Annotated in this window: 12 protein-coding genes; 7 read left to right on the top strand and 5 right to left on the bottom strand. The window is 30.1% G+C overall.

What is annotated here, in order from left to right; all coding sequences use genetic code 11:
- Positions 1 to 67: 67 nt before the first annotated feature.
- Positions 68 to 2,071: an NAD-dependent DNA ligase LigA gene (gene ligA, locus ACZ5QM_RS03080; protein WP_464182569.1), complete on the top strand. Its 2,004-nt coding sequence runs from the start codon at positions 68 to 70 to the stop codon at positions 2,069 to 2,071.
- 121 nt (positions 2,072 to 2,192) lie between these two features.
- Here ligA and ACZ5QM_RS03075 read toward each other — a convergent pair whose 3' ends face one another.
- Entirely contained in the window at positions 2,193 to 3,863 is a 1,671-nt protein-coding gene (locus ACZ5QM_RS03075) for a DNA polymerase III subunit gamma/tau (protein ID WP_464182568.1), read from the bottom strand.
- Positions 3,864 to 4,426: 563 nt separating this feature from the next.
- Between ACZ5QM_RS03075 and ACZ5QM_RS03070 the strand changes: the two genes are divergently transcribed.
- Positions 4,427 to 7,240: an AAA domain-containing protein gene (locus tag ACZ5QM_RS03070; RefSeq protein WP_464182567.1), complete on the top strand. Its 2,814-nt coding sequence runs from the start codon at positions 4,427 to 4,429 to the stop codon at positions 7,238 to 7,240.
- A 48-nt stretch (positions 7,241 to 7,288) separates the two neighbouring features.
- On the opposite strand, the gene thiD is transcribed toward ACZ5QM_RS03070, so the two are convergent.
- The 3 genes from thiD to leuS all read right to left on the bottom strand — a co-directional run bounded on the left by thiD (position 7,289) and on the right by leuS (position 13,125).
- Positions 7,289 to 8,101, bottom strand: a complete 813-nt coding sequence (thiD, locus tag ACZ5QM_RS03065; RefSeq protein ID WP_464182566.1) for a bifunctional hydroxymethylpyrimidine kinase/phosphomethylpyrimidine kinase — start codon at positions 8,099 to 8,101, stop codon at positions 7,289 to 7,291.
- Positions 8,088 to 9,776 (bottom strand): phosphomethylpyrimidine synthase ThiC, encoded by a 1,689-nt coding sequence (gene thiC, locus ACZ5QM_RS03060; RefSeq protein ID WP_464182564.1) that lies wholly within the window; start codon positions 9,774 to 9,776, stop codon positions 8,088 to 8,090. The genes thiD and thiC overlap by 14 nt, the downstream gene beginning before the upstream one ends.
- 595 nt (positions 9,777 to 10,371) lie before the next feature.
- Positions 10,372 to 13,125 (bottom strand): leucine--tRNA ligase, encoded by a 2,754-nt coding sequence (gene leuS, locus ACZ5QM_RS03055; RefSeq protein WP_464182563.1) that lies wholly within the window; start codon positions 13,123 to 13,125, stop codon positions 10,372 to 10,374.
- Positions 13,126 to 13,482: 357 nt separating this feature from the next.
- Here leuS and sufB point away from each other — a divergent pair, with 357 nt between their 5' ends.
- On the top strand, positions 13,483 to 14,943 hold the full coding sequence (sufB, locus tag ACZ5QM_RS03050) for a Fe-S cluster assembly protein SufB (protein WP_464203001.1): 1,461 nt from the start codon (positions 13,483 to 13,485) through the stop codon (positions 14,941 to 14,943).
- 5 nt (positions 14,944 to 14,948) lie between these two features.
- Here the strand turns inward: sufB and ACZ5QM_RS03045 are convergent, their stop codons facing one another.
- Positions 14,949 to 15,701, bottom strand: a complete 753-nt coding sequence (locus ACZ5QM_RS03045; protein WP_464182561.1) for a lysophospholipid acyltransferase family protein — start codon at positions 15,699 to 15,701, stop codon at positions 14,949 to 14,951.
- 180 nt (positions 15,702 to 15,881) lie between these two features.
- Between ACZ5QM_RS03045 and ACZ5QM_RS03040 the strand changes: the two genes are divergently transcribed.
- From ACZ5QM_RS03040 to ACZ5QM_RS03025, 4 genes are all read left to right on the top strand, one after another.
- Positions 15,882 to 17,306: an aspartate kinase gene (locus ACZ5QM_RS03040; RefSeq protein ID WP_464182559.1), complete on the top strand. Its 1,425-nt coding sequence runs from the start codon at positions 15,882 to 15,884 to the stop codon at positions 17,304 to 17,306.
- A gap of 5 nt (positions 17,307 to 17,311) precedes the next feature.
- Positions 17,312 to 19,066 (top strand): phospho-sugar mutase, encoded by a 1,755-nt coding sequence (locus ACZ5QM_RS03035; protein ID WP_464182558.1) that lies wholly within the window; start codon positions 17,312 to 17,314, stop codon positions 19,064 to 19,066.
- Between the two features lie 491 nt (positions 19,067 to 19,557).
- Positions 19,558 to 20,310 (top strand): Fe-S cluster assembly ATPase SufC, encoded by a 753-nt coding sequence (gene sufC / locus ACZ5QM_RS03030; RefSeq protein ID WP_464182557.1) that lies wholly within the window; start codon positions 19,558 to 19,560, stop codon positions 20,308 to 20,310.
- Positions 20,294 to 21,613, top strand: coding sequence for a SufB/SufD family protein (locus ACZ5QM_RS03025; protein ID WP_464203000.1), 1,320 nt, complete (start codon positions 20,294 to 20,296; stop codon positions 21,611 to 21,613). The genes sufC and ACZ5QM_RS03025 overlap by 17 nt, the downstream gene beginning before the upstream one ends.
- Positions 21,614 to 21,621: the final 8 nt, after the last annotated feature.

Here is a 21,621-nt window from a genome sequence, read left to right as displayed (position 1 = left end):
GCCCTATCTGCTTATTTTTTTGTAATACTGCCTTTTAATTAAAAAAACATAATGATTCAAGTTTATTATGAATATAAAGCAAAAAATAGATATTTTAAGAAAAAATATAGATAATTGGAATTATCAATATTATGTACTTGCTCAACCAATCATTAGTGATTCTGAATTTGACAAAAAGTTAAAAGAATTAGAAAAATTAGAAGCTCAATATCCAGAGTATTATAGCTATTATTCTCCTACACAACGGATAGGAAGCGATATTAACAATAGTTTCGCACAAGTAAATCATGTCTATCCAATGCTCTCTCTTTCCAATACATATTCAAAGGAAGAAATAAATGATTTTTACAAAAAAGTTAAAAAAACACTTGATGAAAATTTTGTAATTATTTGTGAACTAAAATATGATGGAGTTTCTATTTCTTTGATTTACGAAAATGGTTTATTGTTGCGTGCCGTCACACGAGGAGATGGGACTACCGGAGATGACGTTACGACAAATATTCGCACAATCAAAACTATTCCACTAAAATTACGTAGTAATAACTATCCTAATTCCTTTGAAATACGAGGTGAAGTAATTTTTCCATGGATTTCTTTTAACAAAATAAATAAGGAAAGAATAAAAAATGGTAGTAATCCATTCGCTAATCCTAGAAATGCTGCTGCAGGAACATTAAAAACATTCAATTCTCAAGTTGTTTTACAACGTAATCTAGATGTTTTTTTATATCAACTTTTAAGTGATAATTTGCCTAGTGATAGTCATTATGAAAATTTGCAATTTGCCCGAAATTGGGGATTCAAAGTTTCGAATGTCATCAAATGTTGTCAAACAATAGATGAGGTTTTTGATTTTATAAGCTACTGGGATAAAGAAAGAAAAAATCTGCCTTTTGCAACAGATGGTACTGTATTGAAAGTAGACTCTGTTCGCCAACAATCAATTTTGGGACAAAAAACTAAATCTCCTCGTTGGGCTATTGCTTACAAATTTCAAGCACAAACTATCAAAACAATTTTGCGTTCTGTAGATTTTCAAGTAGGAAGAACTGGAATTATTACACCTGTTGCTAATTTAGACCCAGTGTTACTATCCGGGACAGTGGTTAAAAGAGCTTCATTGTATAACGAAGATATTATTAATAATCTCGATTTACACATTGGAGACCAATGTTATGTAGAAAAAAGTGGAGAAATTATCCCTAAAATTACTAATGTAAACAAAGAAATACGATTGAAAGTAGGAAGTAAAGTGTATTTCCCAAAAAAATGCCCAGCTTGTAAAACACCTCTAGTACGTTTTCCAGAAAAAGCAACTTACTATTGCCCTAATTTTACCCAATGTGCAGCACAAATAAAGGGAATGATAATTCATTTTGTAGGTAAAAAAGCTATGAATATTAATATAGGAGAAGAAAATATAGAAGCTTTTTACAAAGTTGGACTGGTTAATAATGTGGCAGATTTGTATGAAATACAAATGAAAGATATTCTTCAATTAAAACGATGGGCGGAAAAAAGTGCAATTAATTTCATAGAAAGCATAAAGCAATCTAAACAAATTCCTTACGAACGCGTTCTATACGGACTAGGGATCCGATTTGTAGGTGAAACTGTAGCTAAGAAACTAGTAAAAGCATTTCCAACAATAGAAAAACTATCAACAGCTAGTAATAAACAACTCACAAAAACAAACGAAATTGGAGACAAAATAGCTCAAAATGTTATTCAATATTTTCAAAATAAAAACAACATTAAATTAATTGAACGCTTAAAATTTTATGGATTGCAATTATCCAAAAATCAAAAAAAATCCGTCAGTTCATTATTGACTGGCAAAACATTTGTTATTAGCGGTACATTCTGTCGATATTCTCGAGAGAAATACAAAGAATTAATAAAAAATAACGGAGGGAAAAATACATCTTCTCTTTCATCAAAAACCAATTTTATTCTTGCAGGAATTAATATGAGCTCTTCCAAATTAATAAAAGCCAAACAATTGAGAATAAGGATAATTTCTGAAGATGAATTTTTCAAAATGATAAATATATCCAATTATCAATAACTGATTAGGAATAGATAAGTCTCAACTTAAGCAGATTAAATCAACATTAAGCTATTTTAACTTTCTTTTAAATTTTTTGATTACTTCTATAGTGTACAAAGCTACTTTGTAACACTTTTAACTAATATCTCAAATTAAAAGTTTTTGCAAGCATAATTAAAACAGGATTCTTTTTAGCTAGAAGTTCAAATTTTCTTCTATTTATATAGAAATAGTTTTGTTTATTTTTTACAGTAACTATCTTTAACTCTATTTGAGTATTTTTCAATTTTTGAGATAAAAACCTCCTTAACTCATCTTCTCTATTGTTCAATTCTTTTCGTCGTTCAAAATCGAAAACTGTAATCTGAATATAATTATTCTCCTGTAATCTAGGAATAGCATTCAATAATATATATTTGAAATATATATTATTTTCCCTGTCAAGGAACTGATCCCATACTTCTTCTAAATTTTGTTGCGTAAATTTTTCTTTTAAAATAGATTGTTGTTTGAGACATGTTTTTTTTTTTTCATCATTTGTACTCTCAATGCTACTTTTCTTTAGAGAAAATTTTAGTTTTGGTAATGAACTAGGATTTACAGCTCTTACAGTAGATTTTTCTTTACTACTAACAATAACTTGTTTTTGTTTAAAGACAGTATTTTCTTCTTTTGTAATTAAAGGGTTGATTACAACTTTTTTATTCTGTTTTAATTGAAAATTGAGTTGACACAAACGAATAAACAATAATTCCATGAGCAAACGTTTATTTTTACTATACTGGTAGTTTAAATCACACTCATTACTAAACTCCAGTGCATTATATAAAAAATGATTTGTACATTGTTTGGCAAGATTTAAGTATTTTTCTTTTATGATATTACCTATTTCAAACAAGACAATGGTTTGCGGGTCTTTACAGATCATTATATCACGAAAAAAATTAGCTAATCCTCCTATAATTTGTTGTCCATCAAAACCTTTTTTTATAATTTCATTGAGAAGAAGTAAACTGAAACCTATATTCCCAACAAGAATGGCATCAACTAACCGGAAATAATATTCATAATCCAATATATTCAAACTTTCAACAACAGACTTATAAGTAATATTTCCAGTAGAAAAACTAGATATTTGGTCAAAAATAGACAAAGCATCACGCATTCCACCATCAGCTTTTTGAGCAATAACATTTAAAGCTTCTCTTTCAGTAGAAATATTTTCATTTTTAGCTACATATTCCAAATATTCAACTATATCATTAATAGTAATTCTATTGAAATTATAAATTTGACAACGCGATAAAATGGTCGGAATAATTTTATATTTTTCAGTAGTAGCTAATATAAATATAGAATGATGAGGTGGTTCCTCTAATGTTTTCAAGAATGCATTAAACGCAGAAGTAGACAACATATGAACTTCATCTATAATGTAAACTTTATAACCTCCTCCTTGAGGAGGTATTCGTACTTGCTCCGTCAAAGAACGAATATCGTCTACTGAATTGTTAGAAGCAGCGTCTAATTCATAAATATTGTAAGAACGATTTTCATTGAATGAATGACATGCCTCACATTCATTACAAGCCTCTCCGTCTTTTTTAAGACATGTACAATTAATAGTTTTTGCAAAAATACGAGCACAAGTAGTTTTTCCTACTCCACGTGGTCCACAAAAAATATAAGCATGCGCTAACTTATTATTTTGAATAGCGTTTTTCAGTGTAATAATTAATGATTTCTGACCAACTATCGATCGAAAATTGACAGGACGGTACCTTCTTGCCGATACTACATAATTATTCATAAATTATTTACATTTGTATAAATATAATTTAAAATTACTTTATTTATTAGGGCACTTTAATGCCCTAATAAATAAAAAAATCACTGCAAATATAGTTATAACAAGTATAATTAGTAATTATACCAACTACAACGAATAGATGTAAATTTAAATTATCCATATCAACGAGCAGTTTCCGTAATTTCACTTTAATTGTGAAATTACGCTAGTTCTATTTTCAAAAAAAAACAAAAGAGATCCATAAATAGGGGAATCAAATGATAGCAATTTTGTTACATCAATGAATAGAAAATTACTTATTCATACGACTGTTAAATTTCTACAATTATTCAGAAATACTTTTTTTAAAAAAAACAAAATAATGCAAGAAAAATCTCCTTAGCTATTGAAAAAGCTCTAAAAGAGTTTCGTAAAAATCCGTTGAAGCATTACATAAATGAATACTTTCTAAAAACATAAAAAAGTATAAAATATAAGAGAATGGAAATCAGAAATTTTACCATCGTTTTATTATTAAATAAATAGTGAACAATTCAAAAATATTACGAGTTACTTTCCATAAAATGGCAAGCAACAAATTACTTGCTACTAACTCTAATAAACAAGTAATTACCTTACATTGTACTAATCAACAAACAGAAGAACTAACCGGACTTTCCCCAATTCTTCAAACCGGCTCTACATTTAATCTAGTAAATATAAAAGAAAAAACAAAGAATACTTTTGAAGCTGAATATATTATTTTCGAACCAGACTACTTAATAGATATCAGTTCACTTGCCGAATGTTTCAAACCTTATGGAAATCATCATTTAAACTATACATTAGCACGTTTACAAAAACGAAAAATAACAATACCTATATTACTAGGAAATACCGCTAACTTCTTTATAGATGAATTAATTAATGAAAATCAGTCTATAGATTATATTGCTATTTTAAAAAAAGCATTTCAATCTTCTGCTTTTGAATTTACAACCTGTAAAGATTTACAAAATCCAAAAATGGAAGCTGATTTTTTCTTCAACTCTAGGAAACATTTTGAACACATTCAAAAAATTATAAAAAAAAAATTCCCAAAAATTGGAATAGACAGGGAAAAAATTATTCTAGAACCCTCATTCATATGCAAATATTTGGGATTACAGGGGCGCTTAGATATCTTACTACAAGACAATTCTAAATTTATTGAATTAAAATCGGGTAAAGCAATAGAAAATTTTCATACAGGAAAATTTCTGACTTCTGCACAAAACCATTACATCCAAATAACTCTATATTTAGCAATGCTTGAATTCAATTTAAATCTGTCAATTGAAAAGACTGAGTCTTATTTACTATATTCCAGATATCCTATTCTAAAAAAAGAAAGTCATTCTCCTCAATGTCTTCGATCAGCTTTATCTCTTCGCAATCAAATAGTTGCTTATGAATACTTTTTACAGAAGAATAATAATATAGATACTTGTCTTAAATTATTGAATGGAATAAATTCTCACAACCTAAATCTTAAACATCTTTCTAACAATTTTTTTATTCATTACTTAGCACCTAGTATAGATAAATTCCATTTTGCTTTTTCACGATTGAAAGAGCATGAAAAAGTCTATTTTCTACGCCTTTACACTTTTGTAGTAAAAGAATTATGGCTTTTCAAAACAGGGAAACGTGAATATGAAGGTATAAAGAAATCTTCCATACTATGGAATGCTTCGTTTGAAGATAAACTAATATCTGGTGATTTATTTTACAATTTAAAGATTAATAATATTCAAGTATCTACCAAATCACAGACTATTAGTTTTAAAATACCTAAATACAAAGATTTATATTTGCCAAATTTCCGACAAGGAGATTCAATTGTCCTATACGAACGTTGTTCAGACTCTGATACAATAAACAATCACCAAGTTTTCAAAGGAGTTATAGAACATTTAGAAAGCTCACAACTAAAGATACGCCTTAATCAAAAGCAAAAAAATCCGAATATATGGAGTAGTGAATCCTTTTATGCTATTGAACATGACTATATAGATTCTGTATATATAGGCATGTTTCAATCATTAACAAGTTTTCTATATGCTAATCAAGATAGAAAAGATTTATTAACGACTCCCTTTTCTTCTATAAAAGATAATAAAAAAGAAATCCATCTTATAATTGGACCACCAGGAACAGGTAAAACTTCCATCGCACTAAAACAAATAGTAGAAAACGAAATTCAAAATAATAATTCAAACATTCTCTTACTTTCTTATACAAACCGAGCTGTAGATGAAATATGCAAAGCCTTAGTAAGTATCAACTCTTCTTTAGAATTTATTCGTATTGGCAGCGAATTGACCAGTGAACAATCCTTTCATTCACATTTATTGGAGAAATATTTAAACAATTGTACAAAAAGATGCGAAATTGCTGAAACACTCGATCATTTCCAAATTTATGTAGGAACAGTTGCTTCCATATGGAATAAACCTGAATTATTTCGTATAAAGCAATTTGATTTAGCTATTATTGACGAAGCTACACAGTTATTAGAACCTCATTTATTAGGTATCTTTTGTGCAAAAAATCATAAAAGAGAAAACGCCATTAGCCGATTTATCTTAATTGGTGATCACAAACAATTACCTGCAATAGTTTTACAAACCAAGGAAGAGAGTAATGTAAAGGAACCTATATTAAATGTAATAGGATTAACTAATTTAAGTAATTCTTTATTTGAACGTTTTTACAAACAATACATTAATCTAAATTTAACTTCTCATTTTTCAATACTTATCAAGCAAGGACGTATGCATCCAAATATCGCCCATTTTCCTTCTCAACACTTCTACGAAGGCAAATTGATATCAGCCGGATTACCGCACCAGACAGAATTAAAAATACCTAATAAAAGATTACATTTCTACCATATTTCTCCCTCTAAAGAAGAAATAGCAATCAAAACTAATATTAAAGAAGCTATTCAAATAGTGAATATTTGCAAAAATATTTACCAAGAATATTCAAACAAAAAAAAATTTAATTCACAAATTATTGGAATAATTACTCCCTTCCGAAATCAAATTGCTCTTATTCAACAACAATTAAGCAAAACAAATATTAAGGATTTTTCTAACATACTTGTCGACACTGTAGAACGATTTCAAGGAAGTCAACGAGATATTATCATTTATTCCTTTTGTATTAAAACTGAAAAACAATTAGAAAATTTACCTAATTATATAGAAGAAAATGGAAAATTAATAGACCGAAAATTAAACGTAATCCTTACACGAGCAAGAATACAACTTTACATTACAGGAAACGAACTTTTACTAACTAAAAATCCTATTTATAAACAACTAATAGAATACATAAAGGAACTTAGTTAAAGAGAAATACTTCTTTTTAATTGATGATATAGTTAATTAATATAACAGCTATTCCCAGAAATAAAAAAAATGATGCACTGAACCATTTCCATTACCTATCCGATACTCAGAACCAATAAGTATAGCTTGTGTAATATAAGCTTCCGCTTTCTTTATCGCATCATTGAGAATACATCCATAAGCTAAATAAGCAGCTATTGCCGAAGATAACGTACAACCTGTTCCATGTGTGTTTTTTGTTCTTATAATAGGATGAGAAAAGTGTAATATCTCATCTGTTTCCGCATTATAAAACACATCTGTCAAAATTTCTTCTTTCAAATGTCCCGCCTTTAATAAAACAGAAACTTTTCCACCAAAAGATAAATCCTTTGCTGCAAGTGAAAAATCCTCCGTATTAATTATAATTCTATCTAACAATATCTCTGCCTCCGGAATATTAGGAGTTATTACACGAACAAAAGGGATGAATTCATTTTTTAATGTATCTCTAGCATTACTAGAGAGCAAAGAATCTCCTGAAGTTGCAACCATAACGGGATCTAATACTATATTTCGTATAGTATCATAAGAAAAAATAGAATCCCTCACTGCACATATTAATTCAGAAGAATAAAGCATGCCTATTTTTATTGCATCTGTTCCTATATCATCAAGTACAGAATGAATTTGTCCTATTACGAACGAAACAGGAACAGGATGAATACTTTTTACACCAACTGTATTTTCATCAACTACAGATGTGATTACTGTAGTCCCATAGCAACCACACGCAGAAAAAGTTTTCAAATCTGCTTGTATGCCTGCACCTCCACTTGGGTCACTCCCAGCAATAGATAATACTCGTTTATACTGCTTCATTACAAATTATACCCTTATTCATTTTCATTGCACAAAAATGAGGTCCACACATAGTACAATGGTCACTTTCCGTCAGTTTCCCTCTAGCTTTATATAACTCCAACGCTCTTTCTGGATCAAGAGAAAGATTAAATTGATCTTTCCACCTAAAATCAAAGCGTGCTTTACTCAAAGCATCATCTCTTATTTGTGCCCCTGGATGTCCCTTAGCAATATCTGCTGCATGAGCCGCTATTTTATAGGCAATAACTCCAGCTCTTACATCCTCTTTATCAGGCAAGCCAAGGTGTTCTTTTGGAGTGACATAGCAAATCATAGCTGTACCATAGTAAGCTATTTGAGCTGCTCCAATAGCAGAAACAATATGATCATAACCTGGAGCAATGTCAATAGTAAGAGGACCTAACGTATAGAATGGAGCTCCATAACAATACTTTATTTGCTTATCCATATTCTCTTTCACTTTATTTATAGGAATATGTCCAGGACCCTCTATCAATACTTGTACATGATGTCTCCATGCTTTTTGTGTCAATTCTCCCAATACCTGCAATTCCGAAAATTGAGCAGCATCATTTGCATCTATGATAGAACCAGGACGAAGACCATCTCCTAAAGAAACAGCTACATCATATTGCTTCAATATTTCACATATTTCCTCAAAGTGTGTATAAAGAAAGTTCTCTTCTCTATGCAAATTCATCCAATTAGCAAGGATTGAACCTCCACGAGATACAATACCAGTTGTTCTTTTTTTAACTAAAGAAAGCGATTTTTTAAGCAATCCTGCATGAATAGTAAAATAATCTACACCTTGCTCACATTGCTCAATAAGTGTATCACGGTATATTTCCCAATTTAACTGTTCTATACTACCATTTACTTTCTCAAAAGCTTGATAAATAGGTACCGTACCTAATGGAATAGGACAATTACGAATAATCCATTCACGAGTTTCATTTATATAAATACCAGTAGATAAATCCATTATTGTATCACTTCCCCATTTGAAACTCAATACTGCTTTTTTTATTTCCTCCTCCATAGTGGATAACAAAGAAGAAGTTCCTATATTAGTGTTTATTTTTACTAAAAAATGAGTTCCAATAATCATTGGCTCAACTTCCGGGTGATTAATATTGGCAGGTATAACAGCTCTTCCGGCAGCAATTTCACTTCGTACAAATTCTGGTGTGATATGGGATGAAATACCTAAATTCGTATTCTGACAATTTTCACGAATAGACACATATTCCATTTCTGGAGTAATAATTCCCTGTCTAGCATAATACATCTGTGTAATATTCTTTCCAACTCTCGCTCTACGAGGTAAATGAGCGACAGGAAAACAAAAATTATTGATAAGACGAATATCCTCTATTTTTTTATTATCATAAAAAGAAAAACTTTGAAAAAATTCTGTATCGTTTCTTTTGTCTATCCACTCTTCTCTTATTCTTTTTAGTCCTTTATAGATATCTATAATAGAGCAAGGATCCGAATACTGCCCGCTTGTATCATAAACAACAATTGGATGATTAAGTTTTCTACACTCTTTATCTTTGAGAGTATCTGTCAAATGAATTTTACGCATTCCGACATGAATATTATACAAGTTTCCAGGTACATATATCTTTTCCGACGAAGGATACTCTATGAGAAATTTTTCTTTCATTTTTACACACATAATTTGAAACAATCACAGAACCTTCCGTTACTTTTGTATTTGCAATTCTAGCGCAAAATACTAAAAAATTATTATTTTCTCTACAATGCTAGTTACAACACAAATTTTAAGATTCTTGCCTCTATGATAGAACACCCATAAAGACAGTATTACAAAGTCTTATCAAAAAAAACGACAAACACAAGCCATCCAATATAATAAATAAATTTAAATAACTCAGTATTGAAATAAAAAAACATTTCTTAAAAAACATTATTTTCGATATGGATAAAGCTTTACTTAATATTCAAGAAACAGATGGAGTAGAAATTTTAGAGGAAAACTCGTATATGCAAGCTATTCAGCTTATCAACTTTAATAAAAAACTTCATACCCTTAATAGAAGGTTACTAGGGAACCATTTGAGTATTTATGATAATAATCAAATTATTACACACCACCCATCCAGATGCATTATGTACTTTATATAATTCCAAAACAAATCCTGTTTGACTTATATATCACGGAGCAATAATACTAAAATGTCCAAGCTAAGTATTGCTTTAATAATTCTGGGAATATTGTACGTCTTTCAAGTTATTCATTAAAAAACAATATTTACAATTTTATTAGGAACAATAATTATTTTTTTGGGTATTTTATTTCTCAACCATTTTTTTGATTTTTTGTGCTTTACTACTACATTTTTAATATTTTCCTTAGGCGTATTTAGTGGAAAATCCAGTATAAAACGGGCTTTACCATTAAATGAAATAGTATATTTTATAGTTTCTTCTTTTAAGTATTCCTCATTATACATAGGAAATTTTGCATCACAAACTGTTGTTTGATTCCCCAATAAATGCCATAATTCCTCAGCAATATGAGGAGTAAAAGGAGTAAGTACAATGACTAAATCATTTAATAGAGAACGTTTATTACATTTTAATAACGTCAATTCATTTATACAAATCATAAAAGCTGATACAGAAGTGTTAAAAGAAAAATTTTCAATATCCCAACCTATTTTTTTAATCAATTTATGAAGTGATCTCATCTCTTCATAAGATGGAAGAGCATTCGAAACTTTAAATACATCATTTTCAAAAAATAAATTCCACAAGCGCTGTAAAAAACGAGAGATTCCATCTATCCCCATCGTATTCCATGGCTTAGATTGTTCTAGTGGTCCTAAAAACATTTCGTACAAACGAAATGCATCTGCTCCAAATTTATCCACTATATCGTCAGGATTAACTACATTGAACATAGATTTAGACATTTTTTCTATTACCCAGCCACAAATATATTTTCCATTTTCTAAAATAAATTCTGCATTTTTATATTCAGGACTGCAACTTTTAAAAAATTCAATGTTCAAAACATCATTAAAAACTATACTAATATCCACATGAATAGGAGTAACATCATATTTATACTTTAGTCCATAAGAGACAAATGTATTTGTGTTTTTTATCCGATATACAAAGTTGGAACGTCCATAAATCATTCCTTGATTTATTAATTTCTTAAAAGGTTCATCATCTACAATAATCCCCAAATCGAACAAAAATTTATTCCAAAAGCGACTGTAAATTAAATGTCCCGTAGCATGTTCTATTCCACCAACGTATAAATCGACATTTTTCCAATATTCATTAGAACTAATGGAAACTAAACATTCATCATTATGCGGATCTTCGTATCGCAAATAATAAGCCGAAGAACCAGCAAATCCGGGCATAGTAGTAAGTTCTAACGGATAACCTTCATACGTCCAATTTTTAGCATGTCCTAATGGAGGGTTCCCTGCTTCAGTAGATAAAAATCTTTCTATTTCAGGGAGTTTAATAGGAAGATCTTTTTCATTTACCGAATAAGGGATTCCATCCCTATAATAAATAGGGATGGGTTCACCCCAATATCGCTGACGACTAAAAATGGCATCACGTAAGCGATAATTTATCTTAATTTTTCCCAATTTTTCCTTTTCTATGTAGTCTTTTACCTTTTGGACAGCTTGCTTTACTGGTAACCCATCTAAAAAATTAGAATTCATTATAATTCCTTCTCTAGAATCAAAACTCGCTTTAGAAACATCAGCACCCTCAATCAAGGGAATTATTGGCAAATTAAAACATTTAGCAAAAGCATAATCACGACTATCATGCGCAGGAACAGCCATAATAGCCCCTGTTCCATAATTTGCCAACACATAATCAGAAATCCAAATAGGAATTATTGATCCATTTATAGGATTCAAAGCATAAGAACCTGTAAATATTCCTGTTATTTTCTTATTGAGAACACGTTCTCTTTCAGTATATCCCATCACCAAATTCATGTAAGAATTGAACATATTTTTTCTTTTAGATGTTACTATTTGTTCAATCCATTCATTTTCAGGAGAAATTACTATAAATGTAACTCCAAAAATGGTATCAGGACGAGTTGTGAAAATCATAAATTCAATATCTAAATCTTTAATTTTAAAGCACAATTCTACACCTTCCGAACGTCCTATCCAATTACGTTGCATTTCTTTCAATGAATTTGTCCATTCTATTTTATCTAACCCATCTAATAAACGTTGAGAATAAGCTGAAACACGCAAACACCACTGACGCATCTTACGATGTTCTACTTTATACCCACCGCGTATAGATACACCTTCATTTATTTCATCATTTGCCAAAACAGTTCTCAAATCTGGACACCAATTCACTGAAGTATCTGCTAAATAAGCAATACGGTAATTCATCAATATTTCTTGTTTATTCTTTTCATTTTTCATTTTCCATTCACTTGCTGTCAAATGAATTTTCTTAGTACAAGCAACATTTAGGCTTTCTGTTCCCTTTTCTTCAAAAATCTTTATTAATTCGGTAATAGGTCGTGCCTGTTGTATTTTCTTGCAATAATATGAGTTAAACATTTGGATAAATACCCATTGTGTCCATCGATAATATTTAGGATCACACGTGCGAATTTCTCTATTCCAATCAAAACAAAAGCCAATTTTATCCAATTGTTTTCTATAACAATTAATATTTCTATCGGTAGTAATAGACGGATGCTGACCTGTTTGAATAGCATGTTGTTCCGCTGGTAGTCCGTAAGCATCATACCCCATAGGATGCAGTACATTAAATCCTTTTAACCGTTTGTACCGAGCATAAATATCAGAAGCAATATATCCAAGCGGATGCCCTACATGCAAACCTGATCCTGATGGATAAGGAAACATATCTAATACATAATATTTCGGCTTATTTTTATCTATATCTACCCGATAAGTATTATTCTCTTTCCAATATTTTTGCCATTTTTTTTCTATGGTAGAAAAATTATATTTCATATAATTTTAAAATTTTTAAAGCGAAAATAATTATTTTCGCTTTAAAAATTTTAAAATTACTTAGCAACCGTTTAAAAAATTATTGGTACTATAAAAGTTTTTTATTAATAATATTATAGTTTGTAAATACCAGTGGACTATTAAAAATAACATACATAGAACAACAATTATGAAAAAAATCTATATATTTAGTGTTAGCTGCATTGTGTTGATACTATCTTAGATAGCAACAAGAAATAGGTTCATTCTTCTTGCCTTGGAAAAATTTAAGGATTAGAGTCCTTAGTCTCCCAAGATGTGCTGATTTTTCTTTAGAATCCACGATTGTTTTATTCAATTTTCTACATAATTTTTATTATGTTAAATAGAAAGAATTCAGATTCAGATAGTGTAGTACAAAAGACACTTTCAAACAAAGATAAAAATTACAAATATGGCTTCGTTTCAAATATCCAAACGGAGTTAATTTCGTATGGATTAAATGAAGATATTATTTGCCTTATCTCTTCAAAAAAAAATGAACCAAAATGGTTACTTGATTTCCGTTTAAAGTCTTATTACTATTGGTTAGATCAAAAAATACCTAAGTGGGCAAATCTTGACATTTCTCCTATCAACTATCAAGATATTATTTATTATGCTGCTCCCAAACCAGGAAAAAAATCTAATGAAATTGACTCTGAATTAATTAAAACATTTAATAAATTAGGTATCCCTCTACAAGAGAGAATGGAAAAATCTAGTACAGCTGTAGATGCTGTAATGGATAGTATTTCTATCAAAACAACTTTCAAAGAAACATTAGCAGAAAAGGGAATTATCTTTTGTTCTTTCAGCGAAGCAGTTCAGGAACACTCTGATTTGATAAAAAAATATTTAGGAAGTGTAGTATCTTACTGTGATAATTTTTTTGCTGCATTAAACTCGGCTGTATTCAGCGATGGTTCTTTCGTATTTATTCCAAAAGGTGTACGATGTCCGATGGAATTGTCCACTTACTTTCGTATCAACGCTATAGATACTGGTCAATTTGAACGAACTCTAATTATAGCAGAAGAAAATTCTTACGTCAGTTACTTAGAAGGATGTACAGCACCTATACGAGATAAAAATCAACTACATGCTGCTATTGTTGAAATAGTTGCTTTAGATTATGCTGAAGTAAAATACTCTACTGTTCAAAATTGGTATCCTGGAGATAAAGAAGGGAAAGGCGGAATTTATAATTTTGTAACCAAACGAGGAATTTGTAAAGGTATATCTTCCAAAATTTCATGGACACAAGTAGAAACCGGATCATCCATCACTTGGAAATATCCGAGTTGTATTCTTATTGGAGACGATTCTATTGGTGAATTCCATTCTGTTACCGTTACCAATAATTTTCAGCAAACAGATACAGGGACTAAGATGGTACATTTAGGTAAAAACACTCGAAGTCGAATTGTATCCAAAAGTATCTCAGCAGGAAAAAGTCAAAACAGCTACCGTGGATTGGTTCATATTAGTAAAGAAGCAAAGAACGCACGTAATCACTCACAGTGCGATAGTCTGTTGTTAAGTGATACTTGTGGAGCTCATACTTTCCCTTATATGAATATTCAGAATAATTCAGCAGTTATGGAACACGAAGCTACAATTTCTAAAATTAGCGAGGATCAATTGTTTTACTGCAATCAACGAGGCATTTCCAAAGAAAAAGCAATAGGCCTGATGGTGAACGGATACGCTGGAGAAGTACTAGATAAACTCCCCATGGAGTTCGCAGTAGAAGCTCATAAACTATTACAGATAACCTTAGAAGGGAGCATAGGATAGAAATCCTACCTATATTGTTCCCAAAGTGCGGATTCTATTTTTTTTCGAGATTTATCACTTAACATATGGATATTAGTAGCTGTTTCTCGTAAACTATTCGATACTAAATTTTCTGTAATAATAGGGTTATGAATTACTATCTCCATCTTATGTGGACGAATAAAAATAGTATTTCTAGACATTACATCGTATGAACCATTGAGTGTGACTGGAACAATTGGCAACTGCAAATCCAATGCTATTTGAAAGGCGCCTTTTTTAAATTTTCCTAATTTACCTGTTACTGTACGAGAACCTTCTGGAAAAATAGCGATGGAAGCTCCGTTTTTTAATTTCTCTTTAGCTTCATGAATAGTCCTTACCCCTGCCAATAGTGATGAATTATCTACAAAAATAAAACCAGACAATTCACAAGCTTTACCTACAAAGGGTATTTTCCGAAGACTCTGTTTCATAACCCACTTGATAGGAATTCCCAAATAACCAAAAACTAACCAACAATCATAAATCCCCTGATGATTAGCAACAAAAATATATGATTGATTTTTTTTAAGTTTTTCTCTACCAATTACTTTTACTTTACAAAAAGTAATTATACAAATAAATCTTGACCATGTCCAACAAGGATAATAACTAAAAATTTTTTCTCCACCTAACGAACATCCTATCATGGCAACAACGGATACCAGTATAGTATATATTACAAATAATGGCAACCAAATAAAAACTTGGTAAAGAAAAATAAAAAAAAACCACATAACAAAACATTATAGCCGTAAATTTATAAAAATATTATAGATTTATCATAAATTTATGAATGAAACTTTTTAAGGAAATTTGAAAATATCGAACCCCTGCTAAATTGAATATGTTATATGTTAACACCAATAATATTCAATTTCAATGGTTTTTTATATACATACAGACTAAAAATAAAAATGCTCACAGTAGAAAAGATTGGGGGGACTTCAATGTCACAATTTGAGGATTGTTTAAACAATATTATCAAGCGCAATCGGACAAAAGAAACGATAAATAATCGCATTTTTGTAGTTTCTGCCTACAATAATGTAACAAACTGGTTATTAGAACATAAAAAAACAGGTAAACCTGGCATTTATACTCATTTTTTTAACAATGAAGAATACGAAACAGCTCTTGACAATCTCTATAAGAGATTGTTAAATATTAATCAATCACTGGTATATATTGGCTTAAACTTAATAGAAGCTAATAATTTTATTAAATATCGTATAGAACAGGCAAAAATGTATCTATCCTCTATGCATCAAGTAATTGCATCGGGATATATAAAAAAAAGTAATATTTATCTGGCAGCAAGAGAAATATTAGCATCTTTGGGAGAAGCACATTCTGCATGGAATTCGGTCAACATTTTAAATAATAATAATATTAATGCTACATTCATAGATTTATGTGGTTTTGATGACAGCGAACCTTTGAGCATTGAAGAACGGGTTCGTAAAGCTTTTAAAGGAGTTAATTTTTCTACAACATTATGTGTGGCTACTGGTTATACTAAAGGTACAGAAGGTATTATGCGAGTTTTTGACCGTGGGTATTCTGAGGTTACTTTTAGTAAAATTGCTGTAGAGGTAAAAGCTGATGAAGCAATTATCCACAAAGAATACCATCTCTTAAGCGCTGACCCAAATATAGTAGGAATAAACAAATCTATTCCTGTAGGAAGAACTAATTATATCATTGCTGATCAACTAGCAGATATAGGAATGGAAGCTATCCACCCAAGAGCAGCTAAACCATTAGAATTAGCCGGAATAAAAATACGTATTAAAAATACATTTGAACCGGATCATCCGGGAACTGTTATTTCTAATGATTACATTTCACCTAACCCAAAAGTTGAAATTGTTTCTGGCACTGATAAAGTAATTGCTTTCGAAATTCATGATCCTTTAATGGTAGGTGAGGTTGGGTATGATTTGAAAGTTATGCAAATTATGAAAGAATATAACGTCAGTTATATTCTTAAGTCTACCAATGCCAACAGTATTACAATGGTTGTTTGGGACAAATCTCGTACTCATGCTATGCTAAAAATAATGGAAAAACAAGTTTATCAATTAACCATCCGTCCAGTGGCAATTGTTTGCGCTATGGGCACTAATATTGCTCATCCAGGATTTCTGTATAAAGGAGCAAAAGCATTAAGTGAACATAACATCAACATTGAATGCTTTGGGCAATCTCTTATGCAAGTAAATATGCAATTTGTAATCCCAAGAAGTCAATACTCAGAAGCCGTTAAAGCATTGAATACGGCTCTCTGCGTAGATTTAAATCTAACTAATAAAACTGAATTTCACTCAAATGATTTTTAAAAAATATGAGTGATCATTCTCTAATAAAGCAAATAAGAAAAAAAGCAAAGACTTGGCTTTCAAATAATTACAACTACGAAACACGTAGTATGGTAAAAAAACTTTTAAAAAAAAAGGATTCGACGGATTTGATAGATGCTTTTTACAAAAAATTGGAATTTGGGACAGGAGGAATGCGTGGTATTATGGGAGTTGGAACAAATCGAATAAATATTTATACAGTAGGTACTACTACTCAGGGATTAGCAAATTATTTAAAAAAAGAATTTGGTTACATGACAGAAATTAGTGTTGTCATTGGCCATGACTGTAGAAAAAACAGTCGATTATTTGCTGAACGAAGTGCAGAAATTTTTTCTGCAAATGGCATTCGTGCTTATTTATTTCCAACACTATGTCCTACACCGGAGATTAGCTACGCTATTCGACATTTAGGATGTCAAGGTGGTATTTGTATCACAGCATCACACAATTCAAAAGAATATAACGGTTATAAAGCCTATTGGAGTGATGGAGGACAAGTAACTACTCCACATGACAAAAACATTGTTAAGGAAGTAAACAAAATCACTTTCAAGAGTATTAAAGAATTAAATGGAAATCCTTTACTAATTAAATTATTAGACAACAAAATTGATAAAGAATATATCGAAGATTTATTAAGTATTTCTATTTCAAAAAATACCATTCTTCGAAACAAAGATATTAAAATTGTTTATACCCCTATACACGGTACTGGAGTCAAGTTAATTCCACAAGCTTTATCCTTATTAGGGTTCAAGAATATTATTCATGTGCCAGAACAAGATATCGTTAGTGGAGATTTTCCAACTGTACAATCTCCAAATCCAGAAGAATCCTCAGCTTTATTTTTAGCAATAAAAAAAGCAAAAATAAGCGATGCAGATCTAGTGATGGCTTCAGATCCAGATGCGGATCGTATGGGAGCCGCCGTTCGTGACAACGAAAATAAATTCGTTCTTTTAAATGGCAATCAAACATTATTAATATTTATTTACTATTTAATCACCAGATGGAAAGAAAAAAAGAAACTCAAAGGGAACGAATATGTAGTTAAAACTATCGTATCTACTGAAACAGTTAAAACTATAACTGATGCCCATAGTGTGCAACTATATGATGTTTACACAGGCTTTAAATGGATTGCTAATATCATGCAACAAAATGAAGGAAAAAAAACTTTTATAGGAGGTGGTGAAGAAAGTTACGGTTTTCTTGCAGAAGATTTTGTTCGTGATAAAGATGCTGTTAGTGCCTGTATGTTATTAGCAGAAATTACTGCATGGGCAAAAGATAATGGCAAAACAGTTTATGAATTGCTTCAAGACATTTATGTAGAATATGGGTATTCAAAAGAGGTTTGTATCTCTACAATTAAACAAGGGAAATTGGGCTCAGAAACTATTGTAAGAATGATGAAAAATTATAGAAATAATCCGCCAACTAAGTTGGCAAAATCTAAAGTAATACTTGTTAAAGATTTTTTGCAATTAACAGAAACAAATGTTGTACATAAAATAAAACAATTTAAAAAATTGGATATGCCGACTGTTTCTGATGTATTGCAGTATTTCACAGAAGATGGAACTAAAGTTTCTATTCGTCCAAGTGGAACAGAACCAAAAATTAAATTTTATATTGAAGTCCACAGTAAAGTAAATTCTCGTAAAGAAATTGCAATGGCAGAAACTGCCGCAAAAATCAAAATAAAAGCCATTAGTAAATCATTAAAATTGTAAAAATCTATTTAATAGACTTTTCTAACTAAATTGATAAATTTAAAAATGACATATAAAAACAAAATAAATTAACAATTAAGATGAATTTGAGTACTTATAATCAGAAATTATTTTTTCAATCATGACAAAAGAATGTTTTATCTCAATAAAATCTGACAATATTTTATTGAGATAAAAAACCAAAAAAAATGTGTAAGGCTCGCCCCCATTTAGATAATTTATTACTGTACGATTTCTATTTGTTTTTTTAAGAAACTTTTTTCCAAAAAATAAGGCAGCAAAAAATAATGAAGATACAGACAAAAGAAGTTTTTATTAGAATAATATAATACGGGAACAAGTTGCTTGTATCTCATTTATTCTCTATTATTCATCAGAATACCATTTCTAATTAGATAAAATGTAAAAACATATCTCCTAAATATTTATAACTGATATAAACATCATAATAAAATATAACAGCTACTTATTTTTTAAGTGTATAATATTCTATGTTAACAATAAAAAACTTGCACGCTTCTATTGACGGGAAAGAAATATTGAAAGGTTTGAATTTACAGGTAAATTCAGGAGAGATTCATGCAATTATGGGACCAAACGGTTCAGGGAAAAGTACATTGTCTGCAGTATTAGTAGGACATCCAGCTTATAAAGTTACTAATGGTGAAATTATTTTCGAAGAAGAAAATTTGTTGAATTTTTTACCAGAACAACGTTCATATCTAGGATTATTTTTAAGTTTTCAATATCCAGTAGAATTACCAGGTGTAAGTATAGTAAATTTCATGCACACTGCCTTAAATGAACATAGGAAATACAAAGGAGAAAAACCTCTCTCTTTCAGTGAATTTTTAAAAATAATGCGTAAGAAACAATCCATTGTTCAATTAGATAAAAACCTGGTAAATCGTTCAGTAAACGAAGGTTTCTCAGGGGGGGAAAAAAAACGTAACGAAATTTTTCAAATGGCAATGCTTGACCCAAAACTAGCTATTTTGGACGAAACAGATAGTGGATTGGATATTGATGCTCTTCGCATTGTTGCTAATGGAGTAAACCAACTAAAATCCATGAATAATGCAATTGTTATCATTACACATTATCCACGCTTATTAGATTATGTTTGTCCAAACATGGTTCATATATTATATAATGGTAAAATTATTAAAACAGGAGATCTATCTCTAGCACTAGAACTGGAAAAAAAAGGATACGAATGGCTAAAAAATGAAACAATACATTAATTTTTTTAAAGCTAAAAAAAAAATAATAGAAAAATCTTGCAATTTTCTATTAAATTCTTACCGAAAAGAAGCATTTGAAAGTTTTCAAATATTAGGATTTCCCACATATTTAAAAAATTATCAGCATACAAATATTGTTGCATTCTTAAAAAAGAATTTGAAATTTTATTTGAATTTTTCAGAGGAAAAGATTGTATCAAATACAATCTTTCATTGCAATATTCCTCATTTTATTTCCTGTATTCAACAATTTGTAGTAAATGGGTATTATTTTGATTACGGGATAGAAGAAAATAAACAAGAATTTCCAAAAGGTTTTTTTTTAGGAAGTTTGAATACATTTGCCAATAAATATCCGGATATTTTTCAAAAATATTATAATCAGCAATCTAGACATAAAGGAGATGGATTATCTGCTTTCAATACAATGTTTATCCAAGATGGATATGTATTATACGTACAAAAAAATGTTATCATTAAAAAACCTATTCAACTAACTAATATACTTAGTGGTAAGGTTGATTCTCTAGTTAATAAAAGAATTTTAATCATCCTTGAACAGAACGCACAAGCAAAATTACTGATTTGCGACCATACTACAGATAAACATATAACCTTTGCATTCGTACAGGTTACTGAAATATATCTTGAGGATCAAGCTATACTCGACTTTTATGAGTTAGAAAAAAGTAGTAAAAATACAATTCGCATAGCTCATAACTTTGTTTGCCAGAGTGCATCTTCTAGGCTAACTGTAGATACCATTACATTAAGTAATGGTATTACAAGAAATAACTCTACAATTGATTTGAATGGAAAAAATGCAGAAGCTTATATTTACGGAATTAGTATTGCTAATAATAAACAAAAAATTGACAACTTTGTACTTATTCGTCATAACACTTCAGAATGCTGTAGTAATGAATTATTTAAATATATATTAGAAGAAGAATCGTCTGGTAGTTTTATTGGAAAAATTATTGTAGCTCCCAATGCTTATAAAGCAAAAGCTTGTCAAATTAACCGTAATATATTAAGTGGTAATACTTGTCAAATGTATTCTAACCCTCAATTGAAAATTTATACCGATGATGTGAAATGTTCACACGGAATGAGTACAGGACATTTAGATGAAATAGCTTTGTTCTATATGCGTTCACGAGGTCTTTCCGATAATGAAGCTCGTTATCTGTTAAAATTAGCTTTTGTCGCTGATGTTTTAAAGGGAATTCGTATAGAAAGTTTAAGGAAACGACTACAATCATTAGTAGAGAAACGTTTAAAAGGAAAATTAATAAAATAAAATATTAA

This window comes from Azobacteroides sp. (SeqCode) (genome assembly GCF_055395615.1).
The sequence above is the reverse complement of the archived record's forward strand: the minus strand, read 5'-3'. Positions and strand labels throughout refer to the sequence as shown.